We start from the raw sequence: 18982 nt of genomic DNA, 5'->3' as shown, positions 1-18982 counted from the left end.
CCTTAACGATGCTTGAATTCAGGTTTTCTCTTTTCAATAAAGGCACTAACTCCTTCTCTAATATCTTCCGTTTGAAAAACTTCCGTAAAAAGGTCGGCCTCATGTTCGATCGCTTGCGGGAAGCTCATATCCATCCCTTCGTCTACCGCACGTTTAATACATGAGAGTGCCGGAAGAGAGTGACGTCTAATTTGCTTAGCAATCTGGACTGCTTTTTCTAAGCCTGCCCCGCTTTTTGTGACATGGTTCACCAGCCCGATCTGCTGCGCCGTCTTTGCATCAATTGGTTCTCCTGTATACATTAATTCCTTCGCCTTCGCTTCTCCAATTAAGCGCGGCAAACGCTGTGTTCCGCCTCCACCCGGGAATAATCCTAACTTAATTTCCGGCAGCCCGATTTGTGTATGCTCTTCTGCAATACGAATATCAAAGGTTAATGCAAGCTCACAACCGCCGCCAAACGTGAGACCATTTAAAACCGCAATGGTCGGCTTTTCAAAAAAGTCAATTTGATTTAGCACAGCATGTGTTTCCATTACCGGTTCTTTCATGTTCGGGTGATCCATTAATTGAGGGAATTCTTTAATATCTGCCCCTGCCATAAAGGCTTTATCACCTGCACCAGTTAAAATAACAACGACTGTTTCAGGATCTTGCGACAGCTGTTGAAACGTATCTCTTAAACTAGCAATCACATCTTTATCCATCACATTAAGAGGCGGATTATTAATTGTAACGATAGCCAATCCTTTTTCTTTTTCTACGCTCACTTTAGCTCCCATTAACTCTTCACCTCTTTTTTAGAGTAGTCATACCAGCCTTTACCTGTCTTTCTTCCTAATTCGCCTGCTTTTACTTTTTCTTCAATACATTTTGCCGGTAAATCTTCAGGGTCGTTCGTTTCGGCATAACGCTGCTGGTTCACAAAATACGCTACATCAATTCCTGATAAGTCCATTAGAGCAAAAGGTCCTATTGGATGATTCAATGCTTTCTTGCAAATAAGATCAATATCTTCAAAGCTTGCATATCCTTCTTCATATAACGCCACAGCTTCCTTTGTTAATGCACCGAGAATCCGATTTGCAATAAAACCTGAGATTTCTTTATGAAGGAGGACAGCCGTGCGATTCATTTTTTCACTTACTGCCATCGCAGCCTGAGCTGTCTCATCGGACGTTAGATCACTTTTCACTACCTCAACACAGTCCATCACTAGAGGCGGGAAGAAAAAGTGCATATTGCATACTTTTTCTGGACGTGAAGTAGCTTCAGCAATTTTCGAATTAACAATGGTTGAAGAGTTCGTTGCTAAAATGGTATGCTGCGGTGTTAGTTCGTCTAGCTTTGAAAAAAGCTCTTTTTTCACATCCAGTTTTTCCACGACAGCCTCTATCACAAAATCAGCCTCACGAACAGCTGCATTTAAGTCTGTTGTGAAATGAAGCCGATTAAAAGCCGTTTGAAGCGATGCTTCGTCAATCTTACCTTTTGTTACCCATTTACTCATTTGAAACTCTAGACTTTCCTTTGCTTTGTCTAACGAAGACTGCTCGATATCCTGCAAATGGGTCTCATATCCTCCTAAAGCGGATAACATGGCAATTTGATGTCCCATCGAACCTGCTCCAATCACTGCTATTCGTTCAATTTGATACTTGTTCATGTAATACTCCCCTCCATTAATACTAACCAGTTAGTATGTTGCATTCGTAAAAAGTCCTAATACAGGACTATTACGCCTTTTTCAAGCCATTTAGCATGAAGTCAATATAGATGGTAGAAACAGCTTTCTCATCAAGAGCTCCTTTAGGGTCAAACCAATGATAACTCCAGTTAACCGCACCTAAGATAGCCAGTGTGACAATATTGACATCAAGGTCTTCCCGGAATTCTCCTGACTCTACTCCATCTGCAATAACTTGATTCATATTCAATCTGAATGCATCACGTTTTTTGAAGATGTCTTTTAAATGTTCTTCATTTAAGTGCTGCATCTCCCTGAAGAATACTCGCGCACTTTGTCCCTGTCCCTCGATGTGTTTCATTAACATATAGACCATATCGAATAATCTTGCCTCAGCGGTTTTTGTTTTTTCAATAATCTCACGCTGGCTCATTAATAGATCTTCTATATAACGCAAATGAATTTCCATCAGCAGTTCTTCTTTGCTTTTAAAATAATAATAGAATGTTCCTTTCGTTACACCAAGAACATCTACAATATCCTGGATTGAGGTTTCTGTAAAACCATTTTTGCCAAACAAATCAATACTAACTTCAATAATTTTTTCTTTCATTCATAAACGCCTCACTATCTATCTAAACTGATCCGTTTAGTATACCACAATCCAGACCAAATCTTTGCATCATTTGGCTTTGAATTTAGCGGCCGCCGGTTATGTTTAGGCAGTATTTCGAAGGCTTAAGCAGATTAGATTAATACGTCAGCCCTCCGCCATCCACCATTAACGTTGTACCCGTAATATATGAGGCTTTATCAGAAGCTAAAAACTCAATTGCATGTGCAACCTCTTGTGCTTCCCCTACGCGTTTTAATGCATTTGCTGTGCTAATGATTTTCCATTTTTCTTCATGAGTTCTCCATCCATCCACAATAGATGTGTCAATCACACCAGGAGCAACAGCATTTACACGAATACGGTCTCTTCCATATTCAAGAGCAGCATTCTTCGTCAACGTAATGACACCAGCTTTAGACGCATTATATGGCGCGACAAATTTCTTCCCTTTAAAACCTAACAGACTAGAAACATTTACAATTGCCCCGCCGTTTTTCCTCATAAATGGAATCGAGTGCTTCATCCCGAGAAACACACCTGTCAAGTTCACATCAATCACTTTCTGCCATTCAAAAAGTGACATCTCCGTTAAGGTTGTTTCGTTATTGCCAATCCCGGCATTGTTTACTAAAATATCTATTTGACCATATGTTTCGGCTGCTTTTTGACATGCATTCTTTACTTCCTCTTCATTTGAAACGTCACAACGAACAAATGTAACATCTCCCCCGCTGCCACTTAGTTCCTCACAAGCTGCCTTTCCTTTTTCCTCATCGATATCAAGGATCACCACAGATATTCCTTGGTTAAGAAAACAATGAGCTGTTGCTTGCCCAATTCCTCCTGTCCCCCCGGTTACTAAAGCTACTTTGTTCATCCTCTTCACCCCTTACATCGCGTGCATCCCGCCATCAACTACGATCACTTCACCAGTGACAAAGTTTGAAGCTGCTGAAGCTAAAAATAACGCAGCCCCTTGCAGATCCTGCTCACCGCCTAGACGTTTTAGCGGAGTCCGGTCAATAACAAAGGATTCCCCTTTAGCTAAGAGCCCTTTAGACATTTTTGTAGGGAAAAAACCAGGTGCTATAGCATTTACATTAATGCCGTATTGCCCCCACTTTGTTGCAAGATCCTTCGTAAAGGTGATAACTGCTCCTTTACTCGTGTTATAGCCGATTGTATCCATAAAACGAGGATCAGCTCCGCCTAGACCCGCTACCGAGGCAATATTTATGATTTTGCCTGATTGTTGTTTAATCATCACTTTGCCTGCAGCTTGAGCCATTAAAAATGAGCCTGTTACATTCACATTCATTACTTTATTCCATGCTTCAAGAGGCATTTCATCTGCTGGGGCTCCCCAGGTTGCCCCGCTGTTATTCACAAGAATATCGATCGAGCCGAATGTATCAACTGCCTGCTTAATCACTCGGTCGACGTCTTCTTTACTTGTTACATCACATGCAGCGGCAATGGCGTTTACACCTTTAGCTTTTAATTCTTCTGCCACTTCATTGCATGCCTCTACTTTTCTTGAGCATAAAACTAGGTTTGCTCCTGCATCAGCAAATGCATGAGCCATTTGTTTACCCAGGCCGCGACCGCCGCCTGTAACAATCGCTGTTTTCCCTTTTAGATCAAATAGAGATAATGCATTCATACGCTTCACACCTTCATTTTTAAATTTGGATGAGACTAGGACATAAATAAAGTGTTTGACTTAGGATTCGAACAACACACTAATCTAACGTATGAAATATACGTAGACTCATAGAAGGTATAAGGAACTTAAAAAAGACCCACCTTATAGTAGTTGTTGATCTCCGCTGCAGACACTCGCTTTCCGCGGGCGGTCCGGGAGCCTCCTCGTCGCACGCTCCTGTGGGGTCTCCCCTGGCCACGCACCTTCCGCTCCAATCAACGGAGGGAGAATGTTGTTAAGTTACTCCCATTTTTATAAGAAGAGTTCAGTGACCTCAGCGGTTGAACCTAAGGATGTCTGCATTTTTAAAAGTCTGAACTGAACCATAACTAAATCGCCACTTAATAATTACAAAACGCAATAACCTAGCGGATGAAATATGCGTAGACTCCCTCAGGAAAAGTTAATCTGACGGGGGTTTCTTTGGTTTTTAACACTACTAAAAAAAATTTTTTAAGACTATACTCCGATATCCATATACACATTACGGAAGATTAAGAAGGATATGGCTGTTATGCTTACGCGTGGCGTTGGCAGTTTGTAAACTACTACCAATTCAAATGGTATTTGCACGAGTGATCTCTGCTGCTTCAGGGGACGTACCCTCCCATATCTCCTGGCATCAAGTGCCTACATTCCTTCGTTGGGTCTTTCCTGACGCAGAGCTCGGCTTCTACTCCTGCATGGACTCACCTATCCTAGGCGGTCTTAAGTCTACGCTTGCCGAGTCTCTGTGCATATGTTGTTAAAACGAAGAAAGCTTAACACTTACGCTGCTCTACTCTCTGTGATATAGGAGAGGTCCGCTAACATCCTTTCAGGATTGAAGCTTGCTTGATTCCTACTCAGTCCATGAAACACTTGAATGAGCTTTCTGCATAATACGACCATCGCTTCTTTCTTCTTCAATGGGTTATACTGGCGCGAGTGATAATAGGTATACACGCTGTTGAACGCCTCATTATTATGAATCAGCGGAAGGATGGCTTTGTAAAGAAGTGCCCTTAATCTTCTTCTGCCACGCTTAGAAATTCTCTTGGTTCCTTGATGGTTCCCTGAGCTATTCTCTCTTAATGTTAACCCCGCTAGTTTAATAATTTGGCGTGGGTGTTCGTAGTTCTGAAGAGAACCCGTCTCAGCTAACAGCTCACTGACCGTGTTTTCACTAATTCCTTTAACAGAAACAAGGTATTCAAACTCCGGTAAGTATCTTGCCTGTTCAACCATTTGAGTCGTGACTTCTTCGAGTTGAGCATCTAATAGCTCTAATTGATGAACCAAGCTTTGGATTTCTAACCGCGCCATTTGCGCTCCTTCTGTTAGTCCAATCGAATGACGGGCCAAATTAATGAGCTTCGCCATTTTAGGTTTACCCGCGTACTTAGCTCCAGCCTCTTTCTGTTTGAGGACTAACTCCTCTGCAGAGGCTTCTTTGATATCTTCTGGAAGGGGAGTAAGCTTTAGAACCGTCAGTTCTTGTTTTCCAAAATTCTTAAAGGCTTGTCGAAATTCCGGAAAATAAAGGGCAATCCAACGCTGTATTCTATTTTTTACTGCCCCAATGTCTTTTCGTAGACGTTCTCGAATGGCTGATCCTTGACGCAAAGAATGATCTACCGGGGTCATGTCTCTTGGTACACTAAAGTAGCCGTTTGGAAGTAATTTCGCAATGACTCGGGCATCTTTGGCATCATTCTTTGTTTGAAGGTTATCATCCATTTCCTTCGAATTTTTCACGTGTAGTGGGTTCACTAAGACGAATGGAAAGTCAATTGCCTTTAAGAAATGAGCTAGGTTCATCCAGTAATGACCGGTTGCCTCAAAACCAATCAGAACATCTGTCTTTTGATGTTGGTTCATTAACATGTGAATGTACTCTTCAAACTGGATAAAGCCTTCTCTAGATTGATGAATCCTCCACACTTTAGCTAATTCTCGACCGCGGCTATCAATCGCGCAGGCATAGTGGTTCTCCTTTGCGATATCAATTCCAATGACAAGAGTGCTTTCTTGAACTTGATTAATTCGTTTCGTTCGATTATCCTTCATGTGAGGATCCTCCTTTTTTAATGTTTGTTTTGAGACACAAGCATCATATCGGAGGATCCTTTTCTTTTCAATAGGTTAAAACTCATCTGACAGGAATGCTCCTGTGTGTACTAGAGCAGGGGTGAGATCCCACAGGGCAAAAGCCCGAGGAAGCTCACCAGCTCCACACGGAAAGCGAAGCATATTTCAGGAGCGGCGAGTAAGCTATAACCAATGTTTCCAAGCTTTTCAGTTCGTTGACTAGAGCAAGTATGAGATCACGCAGGGCGAAACCCGAGGAAGCTCACTAGCTCCCCACGGAAAGCGAAGTATAGTTCAGGAGCGGATACATTGGCCGCATCCGCATTCAGATTCCCTTAAGTCCCAGCCTCAACCTTCGTTTTAAGACGACTGTTCCGCTTTTACTTTTGCTACCTCTTCATCACGAAGCTTTCGCTTTAACAGCTTTCCTACAGCTGATTTTGGCAGTTCCTCACGGAATTCAACTGCCGTCGGTACTTTATATGCCGCCATTTGTTTCCTGCAGAAGTCGATAACCTCCTGGCTTGTTAGAGTACTATCTGGCTTAGGAGTAATATAGGCTTTTACTGTCTCTCCTCTGTATGGATCAGGCAAACCTAGTACAATCACTTCCTGAACGCCTGAATGCCCATAGAGCACTTCTTCAATTTCACGCGGGTAGACATTATAGCCGCTTGCTAGAATCATATCTTTCTTACGGTCGACTATGCTGAAATATCCCTCTTCATCCATTTTCGCTAAATCACCAGTGAAGAGCCAGCCATCTCTCAGCGTTTTCTTCGTTTCTTCAGGCTTTCTCCAGTACCCCTTCATCACTTGCGGCCCATTGATAATCATTTCTCCCACTTCTCCAACGCCAACTTCTTCCCATCCTGCATCCGTTTCAGCAACCACTTTCGCATCCGTGTTAGGAAGAGGGATACCGACACTTCCTGCTTTTCTTTCTTGGAACGAAGGATTAAAGTGAGTAACCGGTGCTGCTTCACTGAGCCCGTACCCTTCACAAAGCTTTCTTCCTGTTCCTGCTTCAAAAGCTTCAAGTGCTTCTACTGGTAAGGATGATCCCCCGCTGACATAGCTTTCAACTAGATCTAAACCAAATTCTTTATACTTCCCAACTTGGTTAAAGCCGACATACATCGTTGGCACGCCCCCAAATTGAAACGGCTTTTCACGTTTAATCGTCTCTAGTACTTCAGGCATGTCAAAACGTGGAATGAGTATCTGATTTCCGCCATGACGGATCGTGACAAAGTTACAGCAGGTCAAGCTGAAGATATGAAATAATGGCAGAACATTAACCACCTTTGCATTATGAGGAGGGCTAACATCCCCGCTAAACATGAAGTCATATGTTTGCTCCGTATTAGAGATGAGATTCATATGAGTGAGCATAACCCCTTTTGATACGCCAGTCGTTCCCCCTGTATATTGCAATACAGCAAGGTCCACTTCAGGATCAAGAGAGTGTTGTGGCGCCGGTGCAGATGCTCCTTTCAAATAGGAATCAAACAAGATGTCATCACCCTCAAGCTCCACCTCTGCATCCGGCTTAAGAGCAACAACGATTGCTTTTTTTGTTGGTACTTTATTGCGTACAGATTTAAAAAGAGGATATAAATCTGAGAGAATCACAATATGGGTTGCTTCAGAGTCATTTAAAATATACTCAAGCTCCCTGGCAACATACATTGGGTTTACTTGGACAACCACGCCGCCTGCGCGAAATGTACCAAATAATGAGAATAGATAATGTGGACAGTTTGGCAGCATGATCGCTAGACGATCCCCTTTATCAAACTGATCTTGATGCAGCGCACCTGCTAATGCTTCACTATATTTTTGGAGCTCCTGATACGACCACGTTTTCCCGTAAAAGGTAATAGCCGTATTCGTTCCATGTTTGTTAGCTGTATCGTTTAATAAGTCAGTTAAGGTTCTTTTCTCAATGGTAGATTTCGCCTCTAAATTATTCTCATATAAAGCAAGCCAACGTTTATCCATCTCTTATTCCTCCCCAACAGTAATAGGTGATTGTAAGTACGGTTTTAATTCTTGCTTAGCAATTGCTGCTAGATGGACTTCATCCGGCCCATCTGCAATTCTTAACGTACGAATATTGGCATACATCGCTGCGAGCGGAACATCTTCGCTCACACCAGCTGCACCGAAAGCTTGTATGGCACGGTCGATTACTCTGAGAGCCATTTGCGGTGCAATCACTTTAATCATCGCAATTTCTTTTTTCGCTACTTTATTTCCAACTGTATCCATCATCGAAGCAGCTTTTAACGTAAGAAGCCTCGCCTGTTCAATCTCAATCCTAGAGGTTGCAATCCACTCTCCTACGACACCTTGCTTCGCTAGAGGCTTGCCAAAAGGAGTTCTTTTGACAGCTCGTTCACACATTAACTCCAAGGCGCGTTCAGCTGCACCAATCGTCCTCATGCAATGGTGAATCCTCCCTGGCCCTAGTCTTCCTTGAGCAATTTCAAACCCTCGCCCCTCACCTAGAAGAAGATTAGACTTTGGCACTCTTACATTTGTAAACTCAATTTCAGCGTGTCCATGCGGGGTATGGTCATATCCAAAGACCGGCAGCATCCTCTTAATTTTTACCCCTTTAGTGTCCATCGGAACAATGATCATTGACTGCTGCTTATGTCTGTCAGCATGGGGATTGGTTTTACCCATTAGAATAAGGACTTTACATCGCGGATCACCAGCTCCAGATGACCACCATTTACGACCGTTTATAACGTATTCATCTCCATCAGATTGAATATCAATCGAAATATTTGTGGCATCAGATGAAGCAACATCAGGCTCTGTCATTGCAAAAGCTGAACGAATCTCACCATCAAGCAAAGGCCTCAGCCAGAGAGCTTTCTGCTGTTCTGTGCCATACCTCACAAGAACTTCCATATTCCCTGTATCAGGGGCGTTACAATTAAACACCTCAGGTGCGATAAATGAACGGCCCATAATCTCACAAAGCGGTGCATATTCTAAGTTTGTCAGCCCTGCTCCCTCTCTCGCGTCTGGCAAAAACAAGTTCCACAATCCAGCTTCTTTCGCTTTAGCTTTTAACTCGTCCATGATCTGTGGATTTCCAGAAAATCTGTCTGGAAATTGATTTAACTGTTCTTCAAACAACATTTCATTCGGATAGATATGTTCGTCCATAAATGATGTCAATTCTTGTTGTAAGCGCTTTACTTTTTCACTAAAAAAAAAGTCCATATACAACACCTCTCCCTGCTATTCGACAAACTTACTAACCAGTCGGTATGTTGAAGATAAAAAAATATACTCCTATGTATAGAACCACCCCTCTATAATCCACAAGAGTTAATCTCATTTATTACTATACCTAAAAATATCTGAACATTCAATCATTAAATAAACTTTTTTTCAGTCATGCCTCCTGATGTTTGTCCATAGAGTGGTAAAGAGGTGATTCACTTGTTCAAGGAATTATTTTCTCTTTTTGCCGTATTTATTGCTCTGTTTCTATTTGGAATGATCATCATGCGAGCAGGGCTGCTTCCACTTGGAGGAGAACTTTTTCAACGAAATGTACACCGATTTACAGATAAAGCATGGAAAGGCTTACTCATTGGAACAGTGGCGACCGCCATGCTCCAAAGCAGCTCAGCTGTTCTTGTGATGACTGTAGGACTCGTTGCAGCGAATCTTTTAACCTTCAGGCAATCGATCGGAATTATTCTTGGAGCGAATATTGGGACGACCATTACAACAGAAATATTGGTCCTTGATCTCTCTCACTTTATTATTCCCTTGCTTCTAACGGGTCTTGTAGCTTTATTTATTCCAAAGAAAAAAGCATTTAGCATCGGTTGTCTTACCTTTGGCTTGGCATGTATCTTTATAGCAATGGATGGGTTGGAGTCGCTTGCGTATCCATTAAGCAACCTTCCCTCTGTGCACACGTTATTTCACTTTACAAATGATCATTCATTTACAGGAATTTTAATAGGGGCTGCATTAACCGGTCTTGTCCAATCAAGCACAGCAACTACTGCTATTGCGATGGGATTTATGAGTGATCATCTCCTAACCTTAAAATCTGGTATAGCGATTATGCTAGGGGCAAATATTGGTACATGTATTACTGCATTTCTCGCTACAATCGGGGCTAGTAAACATGCAAAGCTTGTGGCATTTGCAAACATATGGCTCAACCTATTAGGGGTTATCATCTTTTTACCAATAATGGATGTGTTGGTACAGGTCGTGACGTCTATGACTGATGACAAAATGCAGCAGCTGGCTCATTCTAGTGTCATTTTCAATACAATCTGCTCTGTCGTTCTGCTTCCATTTGCTCAAGCATTTGCTCGTTTTGTCGAGTGGATTCATTCCAAGAGTCAAACCTATCAATAAATGTTAACACAACACTTAAATTGTTAAGCCCATAAAAAACAAAACGTTTTTTATGGGTTCTTTTTATGTATAAATGAAACAAAATTACTATAAGCTGGCTTCCAATTACAAAGAAATGAAATGAGAAGCAAGCTTCAGTAAGCCGGCCTCTCTCTTCACTAATCATTTATGTTCGAAACTACCTCTCCAGCTTCCTGTATTGTAAGCTCAATTAATGTTTTTACCTTCGTATTCTTCGTTAATCTCGGACTTTGTCCTGACCATAAAGACATGTATTCTTTATTATTCATTTGGCTTGCAGCTTTTCTCATCGGTTGTGTGAGGGCATTTTGTACAGGGAAAGAAGGAAGGTTGTCTTGATACTTTTTCATTTCTTGTGTAAACGTATTGCTAATTCCCCTTGCCCATTTGCCAGAAAAACTTTTAGTCAAAATAACCTCATCTTCACCTGCACTCATAATCGCCTCTTTGTGAATAGCAGGTGCCCCGCTTTCCACACATGTTAAAAAAGCCGTTCCCATCTGCACCGCCTCTGCCCCAAGACATAGAGCTGCTGCTAAGCCGCGGCCATCCATAATTCCGCCGGCCGCTATTACAGGAATGCTCACTTGATCAACGACTTGCGGGAGAAGGGACATTAAACCGATCGAACTTTCTTCTACGCTGTCCATAAAATGACCTCGATGACCGCCTGCTTCACTCCCCTGAACAACAACAGCATCCATTCCTGCTTTCTCAGCTGCGATTGCTTCTTTCACCGTTGTAGCCGTTGCAATAAGAATGATATTTTCCTTTTTTAAACGTTGAATGATATCACTTGCCGGTAACCCAAATGTAAACGAGCAGATTTTCACGTCCTTCTGAATAATGGTCTCAATATGCTCGTTATAAACAGCAAAAAGCTGCTGATAATCAGGAATAATAACTTCTCTATTCTCGACTTTTAATTGCTGATAGATCGGCTCTAGCTGCTGCAAGGTGTGATCAATTTCTTTTTGAGATGTTCTAAATGCAGAAGGGACAAACACGTTTACCCCAAATGGTTGTGTTGTTCCTTCTTTCACTTCATCTATTTGAGCAGCTAGGGCCTCAGGTGTTAAATAGCCAGCAGCTATCATCCCTAAGCAGCCATTATTTGCAGCTTCGCATATCAGTTCAGTAGTGGTAATTCCACCTGCCATTGGCGCTTGAATAATGGGATATCTTACATTGAGTGCATTGATCCATTTATTCTCTACCATCATAACACCTCATATATGTATTATTTAATGCAAGCATACTTACTATCAACCTACCATAAGCAGCTGTAATTTGGTATATATCTCCACAAAAAAGAGCTTAGAAAATTCTAAGCTCCAGCATAGTTAGATCTTTTTTACAAATTCTGATTTCAGCTTCATCGCCCCAAAGCCATCAATTTTGCAATCAATGTCATGGTCGCCGTCAACCAAACGAATATTTTTCACTTTTGTCCCGATCTTTACAACCGACGACGTTCCCTTTACTTTCAAATCTTTTATCACAGACACGTTATCCCCATCTTTTAAGGTATTGCCATTTGAGTCGCGAATAACCTTCGCATCTTCTAGAGCTTCATTTTCATCTTGAGGCGACCATTCATGTGCACATTCAGGGCAGACTAAAAGGTTACCATCTTGATACGTGTATTCAGAGTTACAATTCGGGCAGTTCGGTAAAGTAGACAATGCATTCATTCCTCCATTAAAATTCTATAGGCCCGTTTATCTTATCATAAAACAAAGTCAGAAATTTGGAAGAGTTCTTCAGACTAGGATGTAGTAAGGTTAGGATGGTTTTTCTTCTTTTAAATATTCAGTCACTATTTCTGCTAAATATTCGGCTGCTTGGTTAAGTTCACCAAAAGAATTTTGATACCCTCCTATTTCAATTAAGACAGATTGATCTAACAGATCTTGATTGTAATTAAGATTTCTATTATGCCAATGACCTTTCATAAGGACCCCTCTTGATAAACCTGGATATTTTTCTTCTGCTCTCTCATATAGGTTTTCTGCAAATTTCAGATTTGTATTATAGTTAGGATGGTCTTGACTTACTATAAAAACAATCCGAGCTACTTCCTCATCATTAATCGTGGTAGTAGTCTTACTTCTACCTATTTCATCGCGGTGGATATCAAACATCATTTTTATTTGATCGTTCTTATTTAACATGTTGTTTACCACATCTCGGGAAAGCTGATATGAGTGCTCATAGTTAACATTTTTCTCAACTAGCTGTTCTTGAAAATTAGTTTTATCATGAATAACTCCTATTCCTCTTTTTTCGAATTGTTTACTTAAATACTCCCCCACGTTTGTTACATTAATCTCATCATGAAATGCATTTTCTGGCCTATCCGACTCTCCTACTACGCCCTCTAATTCAGGTGAGAAAGACTCGGTATTATGTGTATGATAGATGAGTATCTCAGGATCGTTTGTAATAGTTGCTTGCCCCATCATCGGCAAAATGTCGGAACTAATTAATAATATAAAAAATAGCAAACTAGCAAAGCTGCAGGTTAGCAGTATACTAAATCGATTCTTTCTTCCTTTACCTGAAAACCTTTGGGTTAACTTTTCTTCTAATTCAAATGAAAATTCTTTTCGTGGGTTTATCTTAACGGACTCTCTTTTCAATTTCTGAATAATGTCTTTTTCATTCTCATTCATTTTATACCCACCTTTCTTCAATTTCTGAGTTAAGCTCTAAAATGTTTATCTTTAACTTTTTGATAGCGCGGTGGTAAGTTACTTTTACTTTAGACTCACTCCACCCCATAATGGAGGCTGTTTCTGCGATACTGCACTCTTGAATTCCTCTTAGTATGATTACAGCTTTGTACGTGTGCTTTAATTCTTTTAAGGCAACATACAAACTATTCACATCTTCTTTGGAGGTATACAGGTCCTCTGGGGACTTGCTTATAGAAGGGATATACTTAAAAAGCTGTTCTTGAATGATTTTTTGCCGTTTTCGTTTTTTAGAATAATCAATTGCTACATGTTTTGCGATAGAAAATAACCATGTTTTTAGTTCCGACTCTCCTCTAAAAGACGATAATGACTTAAACAAACGTATAAATACTTCTTGCGTCAAGTCTTCAACTTCATTTTGATCATAAGTAAATGCAGCAAGAAATCGGTAGACATCGGTAAAATACAGGCGGTAAATACGCTGAATCTCTCCCTCTGATTTCTTCAAAGCCTCACCCTCCCAATCCTTTTACGCATATGTCTTTCTCAAACTAAAAAAGTTACAGCTTAGGTAAAACTTTTTTTCTTTTTCCACAAACAAACCTCAATCCCTTCTACATAAAGGATTGAGGTTAAATTGTCACTATAAGCCTGTCAACTTTAACACTCGAATCAGTATACTAATAACCATTGCCATTAACATGAATATAACTGAAAAGTATTCAAACCCTGATCCATACATGGCTGCTGCAGCTAGAGCAAACAAGGCAATTTCTAAAAAAAGTCGAGGTCCTTCATGCAGACGTTTAGGTGCTTTAGGAGAAATAAATGTACCCCATAAGGCTGCCATTAGTATCGGAGCAGTGAACCCAAACAAGACCTTATGCCACACTTCCGTCCCTGCTTCAAAACCCCAATACCCTAAAGCTAGTAAAGCTGTTACTTCTAGGATAAAACGAACGATAGCTATAATAATCATAGCTTGCTCTGTAATCTATCTGGATATATGATAAAGCCAATAACCTGATTGTAAATTAAAGATGAACTCGATAATCGCATAACTATCCCTCTACTCCATCAATGACCTAGTTTTAATATTTTCTACTTGTGAAATAGATCAGTAAGCTATTTGAATGCATCTACAACTAATTCATAAGACTTTATACGGTCCCGATAGCTATGTGTAATCGTTACGATCATGACCTCATCGACCTTGTACATGTCTTTAAATTCTAACAGACGTTGTGATACTTCATCGGGATTACCAATGATCATTTTTTGACTTAGCCTTATCTTCTCTTCAGCATTGAATGAATACTTTTTTGCTTCCTCAATAGAAGGAATTCCTTGCCTGCCTTCACCAGCTTCTACTTGACGCTTCCACAGCAAATAGCTTGAAGCGACCTCTTCTGCGCGCTCGGTTGTTTCCGCACATATGACTGAAACAGCTAAAATAGTCTTCGGTTGCTTGTGCTCAGGAGATGCCTGGAATGATTCTTGATATGTTGCGATGCTTTTCTTAACATCTTTATCACTCATAAAATGACCGAATGCATAGGCCATTCCCATTTTAGCTGCGAGGGCGGCACTCCGTTCGCTTGTTCCGAGCAGCCAAGGAGCTGGTTCCACTGGCGGGAAGGGAGAAGCCGTCACCTTTTGGAAAAGGTGATCCGAGGAGAAATCATTCCGTATAAAATGCAATAATTCTTCAAGTGCTTCAGGCAGCTCCCTCACCCCTTTTAAATAATTATCTGATAGAGCCATTGACGCTTCCGCTGATCCGCCAGGTGCACGGCCGATACCAAGATCAATACGCCCCGGAAATAATGTAGCAAGTAAATGAAAGGTTTCAGCTACTTTATATGGTTTGTAATGCGGTAATAGGATGGCACCAGCTCCTATACGAATCGTTTTCGTTTGTGCTCCTAGGTAGGAAAGCATGACTTCTGGCGCCGGACACGAAAGAGCAGGAAAGTCATGATGCTCAGCAATCCAGTACCTTTCATAACCTAGTTCCTCGGCCTTTTTTGCTAGATGTACGGATGCTTCTAACGCTTCTTTTGGTGTAGATCCAACCGAAATGGGAGATTGGTCTAGAATGCTTAATTTCATACAGGATCTCTCCTTTTTTACAGCTTCTTTATCTATCACTATAAATCAACAAAACCTAATAGAAAATGATTATGCCTAAATAAAAACCCTAACCACCTGATATAGGTAATTAGGGCTTACATTACTTTATTTAACTGGACCGTCCCAAGCAAGCATACCGCCTGATACATTTATTACATTTTTGTACCCTTGTTGTACTAAATACTCTGCAGCTTGCATACTGCGATTTCCGCTGCGGCACATGACAACAATTTCTTTATCCTTTGGAAGTTCTGAATACGTTTCGGTAAAGCTTGATAGCGGCATGTTTTTCATACCTTCTACGTGTCCGTCTTCAAATTCATCAACCTCACGAACATCAATGTATACTGCTGTTTGATCAGTCTTCATTTGCTCTTTTAACTCTGTTGTTGTGATTTCTTCTACGTTATTTGATGATTGATTAAACAAAGAGAACACTCCTATTCCGATTAGAATCGCTAAAACTGTTAGTGAGAGAAACTTCATATGCGACACCCTCATCATAAGTCCTTAGATAAATAAGTTTACATTACCATCTTCTGCTTCTGCAAGGTATGTTGCTACACCTGCATATTCAATGCCATCAATCAGCTCTTCTTTATGAATACCCATAACATCCATCGACATTGTACATGCAACCATTTTAATATCTAGGTCTTGTGCCATTTCGATTAATTCTTTTAATGATACAACATTGTGCTTTTTCATCATTTTCTTCATTAATTTTGCTCCGATACCACCATAGTTCATTTTTGATAATCCTAGTTTTTCAGGACCACGCGGCATCATTTTCGCAAACATTTTCTCTAAGAAGTTTTTCTCCACTTTTACATATTGCTCTTTACGCAGCACATTTAAACCCCAGAATGTGAAAAACATTGTCACAGGTTTCCCCATTGCCGCTGCCCCTGTTGCAATAATAAAACTTGCCATTGCTTTATCTAGATCCCCATCAAATACGATCATTGTTGCTTTCTTTTGTTCCATTTATAATCTCCTCCTAGTAATATACTTGTGTAGGTATTTCTTATAATTTATATACTATACCCAGTTAGGTATAATGTCAACTAAAATTTTTTAGTTCATCCATTCAATCTCTCCAGATTCGACATGGAAAACTGCACCAACAATAGATACTCCTTGCCCGTATTGTTGGTAAACGGGGTGCTTTTCTAAGCGCTCCATCTGAGTTTTTACATTCTTAATAGAAGCAGCTTCTCCTAAACCCTCGCATGCTGCACCCCCAAGAGATTCTCGTACAGATGCTAACCAAGGTGCTAGCGCATCCTCTGTATTTCCTTCTGCAGCTGCACGCACGCCCCCGCAGCTCGTATGACCAAGAATCAGGATATCAGCTACTTTAAGGTGTTTCAGAGCATAGTAAAGACTTGCAGTAAAGCTTTCATCAGCCACATTTACTTGATTGGCAATATTACGGTGAATAAACATTTTTCCAAGCGGCATGTTTGTAATGACAGAAGGACTGACACGAGAATCACTGCATGCTAGGACAAACATTTCTGGCTGCTGCCCCTCTTTAAGCTTCTCAAAGAAGTGAGGATCTTGTTCCCTCATTTCTTTGAGAAATGTCTCATTCTGATGTTGAAGTTGTTTTTTTTCCATAGCCTTCACCTACTCATCTACACCGATTTTAAATAAGCAATTACATGCTCTAGATCTTTAAATTCAATTTTTCCCTTAAACGTTTCATACCATCCTGCTTGCTTTAATGTGTCTCGAACCGGACCTTTGACATCACATAAATAAATGTTCTTATTCAGTTCCTGATACGTATTCATTAGTTCTTCAAGATGATCAATAGCTACTGCATCGATATCATTTACCCCTTGAAAATCTAAGATTAACGTATCTATTTCTTCAGACTTCAAAAATGATTGTTGAATTCGTGACTCCACTCGTTGGATATTAGCAAAATACAACGGAGAATCAATTCGTAAAATCGATAGATGATCTACTGTTTTGGCATTGTTAAAGCGAGCTGTGTTGCGATAGGCATCCATCTCCTCAACATAACCTAGTTCTGCCATATGCGGATTCGCACTTCTCCATATAAAGACAATCAAAGAAAAAACAATCCCAATGAAAATTCCCATCTCTATACCTAGGGTTAATGTTGCAGCAAATGTAATCAATAAGGTGAATCCATCGATCTTCTTCACTTTAAATAAATGTTTAGCCTCACCTACATCGATCAGCCCATACACCGCCACCATAATAATGGCTGCAAGTACTGCATTTGGCATGTAGTAGAACCAAGATGTAAAAAATAATAAAGTTAATACAATTAAAATAGCTGTAATGATAGCCGCTAATCCTGTTTTAGCACCTGCTCCATAGTTTACTGCAGAACGAGAAAATCCTCCTGTAACAGGGTATCCTGAGAAAGTTGAAGCGGACACATTAGCAAGACCAAGTCCAACTAATTCACGGTTCGCATCTACTTTGTATTTTTCTTTTGTCGCTATCACTTTTGCCATAGCGAAACTTTCCACAAAACCAATAATGGCAATCGTAATCGCTACTGGCATTAAAACACTAACTGCTTCAAAACTCCATGAAGGCAGTGATAAAGACGGCAGTCCATCCGGAACTTCCCCTATAATACTTACACCTTTTTCATGTAAATCAAAAAGGTAAACAACTACGGTGCTATATACAACAACAACCAATGGAGCCGGCAGCTTAGGCACATACTTTTTCATAAGAACTAAAATTAAAATGCTTGTAAGACCGATAAATAATGTATAAGAATTAATAGAACTAAGTTGTCTTCCTGCTTCAAATAGTAGTTCGAAAACATTCTCAGAAGACGGCAATTGAATGCCTAATAGATGTTTTAATTGACTAAAACCAATAACGATCGCTGCAGCGGATGTAAAACCGCTAATGACTGCGTGAGAAATAAAATCAGTAATAAAACCTAACCGAAGGAGTCCTAGACTTAACTGGATCACACCGACCATTAAAGCTAACAGCAATACAAGTGAAATATATTCGGATGACCCCGGTTCAGCCAACCCTTGAACACCTGTTAAAACTAACAATGACACCATTGCAACCGGCCCGACAGCAAGCTGTCTAGATGAGCCAAATAATGCGTAAACAAGCAGTGGAATGGTTGAAGCATATAAGCCAATTACAGGCGGCAATCCCGCAAGCATTGCATATGCCATCCCTTGAGGTATCAGCATAATCGCTACAATCAGACCAGCGGAAAGATCCCCTCTAAGGTCGTGCTTTTGGTATGTTAACATCCATTCAAGACCTGGGAACAATTTCTTTAACATCTTTTAAAGTCCCCCTTTCATTAAAATGAGTGAGCAGGTCTCTATTAGACCCACTCACTATTACAGCTAGTATTAACCTTTTTTAATCCAGAATTTAAATACATTTCCGTCTTGTTCTTGATGAATTAATTCGTGTCCAGATGTTTTAGCCCAAGCTGCCATATCAGCCTCAGCACCTTTATCAGTTGCATGGATTTCAAGAATTTGACCTGATTCAAGTGTATCCATTTCTTTCTTTGTTTTTACTACCGGCATTGGACAAGCTAGACCTTCTGCGTTTAATACTTTGTTACTGTTCATTAAAAATCATCTCCTTAGATTGGTTAAATTAATTGG

At 40.5% G+C, this 18982-nt stretch carries 20 protein-coding genes; 1 reads left to right on the top strand and 19 read right to left on the bottom strand.

The window, feature by feature from the left end; translation table 11 throughout:
* Nucleotides 1-2 precede the first annotated feature (2 nt).
* The 8 genes from BPOF4_RS05670 to BPOF4_RS05635 all read right to left on the bottom strand — a co-directional run bounded on the left by BPOF4_RS05670 (nt 3) and on the right by BPOF4_RS05635 (nt 9321).
* Complete coding sequence (locus BPOF4_RS05670; RefSeq protein ID WP_012958126.1) at nt 3-782, bottom strand: enoyl-CoA hydratase; 780 nt, start codon at nt 780-782, stop codon at nt 3-5.
* Nucleotides 782-1666 (bottom strand): 3-hydroxyacyl-CoA dehydrogenase family protein, encoded by an 885-nt coding sequence (locus BPOF4_RS05665; RefSeq protein ID WP_012958125.1) that lies wholly within the window; start codon nt 1664-1666, stop codon nt 782-784. The genes BPOF4_RS05670 and BPOF4_RS05665 overlap by 1 nt, the downstream gene beginning before the upstream one ends.
* A 70-nt stretch (nt 1667-1736) precedes the next feature.
* Nucleotides 1737-2300 (bottom strand): TetR/AcrR family transcriptional regulator, encoded by a 564-nt coding sequence (locus BPOF4_RS05660; RefSeq protein WP_012958124.1) that lies wholly within the window; start codon nt 2298-2300, stop codon nt 1737-1739.
* A 139-nt stretch (nt 2301-2439) separates the two neighbouring features.
* On the bottom strand, nt 2440-3180 hold the full coding sequence (locus BPOF4_RS05655; RefSeq protein ID WP_012958123.1) for an SDR family NAD(P)-dependent oxidoreductase: 741 nt from the start codon (nt 3178-3180) through the stop codon (nt 2440-2442).
* Between the two features lie 12 nt (nt 3181-3192).
* Entirely contained in the window at nt 3193-3966 is a 774-nt protein-coding gene (locus BPOF4_RS05650; protein WP_012958122.1) for an SDR family oxidoreductase, read from the bottom strand.
* Between the two features lie 810 nt (nt 3967-4776).
* The gene (locus BPOF4_RS05645) at nt 4777-6057 is read right to left on the bottom strand and encodes an IS110 family RNA-guided transposase (RefSeq protein ID WP_012958121.1); all 1281 of its coding nucleotides are present in this window, start codon (nt 6055-6057) and stop codon (nt 4777-4779) included.
* Nucleotides 6058-6438: 381 nt separating this feature from the next.
* Complete coding sequence (locus tag BPOF4_RS05640; protein ID WP_012958120.1) at nt 6439-8082, bottom strand: long-chain-fatty-acid--CoA ligase; 1644 nt, start codon at nt 8080-8082, stop codon at nt 6439-6441.
* 3 nt (nt 8083-8085) lie between these two features.
* Entirely contained in the window at nt 8086-9321 is a 1236-nt protein-coding gene (locus BPOF4_RS05635) for an acyl-CoA dehydrogenase (RefSeq protein WP_012958119.1), read from the bottom strand.
* A 213-nt stretch (nt 9322-9534) separates the two neighbouring features.
* Here BPOF4_RS05635 and BPOF4_RS05630 point away from each other — a divergent pair, with 213 nt between their 5' ends.
* Nucleotides 9535-10485: a Na/Pi symporter gene (locus tag BPOF4_RS05630; protein ID WP_326237930.1), complete on the top strand. Its 951-nt coding sequence runs from the start codon at nt 9535-9537 to the stop codon at nt 10483-10485.
* A gap of 158 nt (nt 10486-10643) precedes the next feature.
* Here the strand turns inward: BPOF4_RS05630 and BPOF4_RS05625 are convergent, their stop codons facing one another.
* From BPOF4_RS05625 to BPOF4_RS05575, 11 genes are all read right to left on the bottom strand, one after another.
* On the bottom strand, nt 10644-11726 hold the full coding sequence (locus tag BPOF4_RS05625) for an NAD(P)H-dependent flavin oxidoreductase (RefSeq protein WP_012958117.1): 1083 nt from the start codon (nt 11724-11726) through the stop codon (nt 10644-10646).
* 123 nt (nt 11727-11849) lie between these two features.
* Nucleotides 11850-12191, bottom strand: a complete 342-nt coding sequence (locus BPOF4_RS05620) for a zinc ribbon domain-containing protein YjdM (RefSeq protein ID WP_012958116.1) — start codon at nt 12189-12191, stop codon at nt 11850-11852.
* A 99-nt stretch (nt 12192-12290) separates the two neighbouring features.
* A complete protein-coding gene (gene spoIIP, locus BPOF4_RS05615; RefSeq protein ID WP_012958115.1) occupies nt 12291-13181 on the bottom strand; it encodes a stage II sporulation protein P in 891 nt (296 codons plus the stop codon).
* A gap of 1 nt (nt 13182) precedes the next feature.
* Entirely contained in the window at nt 13183-13713 is a 531-nt protein-coding gene (locus tag BPOF4_RS05610) for an RNA polymerase sigma factor (RefSeq protein ID WP_012958114.1), read from the bottom strand.
* Between the two features lie 135 nt (nt 13714-13848).
* Nucleotides 13849-14184 (bottom strand): YrdB family protein, encoded by a 336-nt coding sequence (locus tag BPOF4_RS05605; protein ID WP_012958113.1) that lies wholly within the window; start codon nt 14182-14184, stop codon nt 13849-13851.
* 146 nt (nt 14185-14330) lie between these two features.
* A complete protein-coding gene (locus tag BPOF4_RS05600; RefSeq protein WP_012958112.1) occupies nt 14331-15317 on the bottom strand; it encodes an LLM class flavin-dependent oxidoreductase in 987 nt (328 codons plus the stop codon).
* Nucleotides 15318-15443: 126 nt separating this feature from the next.
* A complete protein-coding gene (locus BPOF4_RS05595; protein WP_012958111.1) occupies nt 15444-15824 on the bottom strand; it encodes a rhodanese-like domain-containing protein in 381 nt (126 codons plus the stop codon).
* A gap of 24 nt (nt 15825-15848) precedes the next feature.
* Nucleotides 15849-16325, bottom strand: a complete 477-nt coding sequence (locus BPOF4_RS05590; RefSeq protein WP_012958110.1) for a DsrE/DsrF/DrsH-like family protein — start codon at nt 16323-16325, stop codon at nt 15849-15851.
* Nucleotides 16326-16415: 90 nt separating this feature from the next.
* Nucleotides 16416-16961, bottom strand: coding sequence for a carbonic anhydrase (locus tag BPOF4_RS05585; protein ID WP_012958109.1), 546 nt, complete (start codon nt 16959-16961; stop codon nt 16416-16418).
* 17 nt (nt 16962-16978) lie between these two features.
* Nucleotides 16979-18646, bottom strand: a complete 1668-nt coding sequence (locus BPOF4_RS05580; protein WP_012958108.1) for a SulP family inorganic anion transporter — start codon at nt 18644-18646, stop codon at nt 16979-16981.
* A 72-nt stretch (nt 18647-18718) separates the two neighbouring features.
* The gene (locus tag BPOF4_RS05575; protein WP_012958107.1) at nt 18719-18946 is read right to left on the bottom strand and encodes a sulfurtransferase TusA family protein; all 228 of its coding nucleotides are present in this window, start codon (nt 18944-18946) and stop codon (nt 18719-18721) included.
* Nucleotides 18947-18982: the final 36 nt, after the last annotated feature.

The organism is Alkalihalophilus pseudofirmus OF4, from assembly GCF_000005825.2.
Taxonomy (GTDB): Bacteria; Bacillota; Bacilli; order Bacillales; family Bacillaceae_D; genus Alkalihalophilus; species Alkalihalophilus pseudofirmus.
Note: the sequence above shows the minus strand (reverse complement) of the source record. Positions and strands in the feature narration are given on the sequence as shown.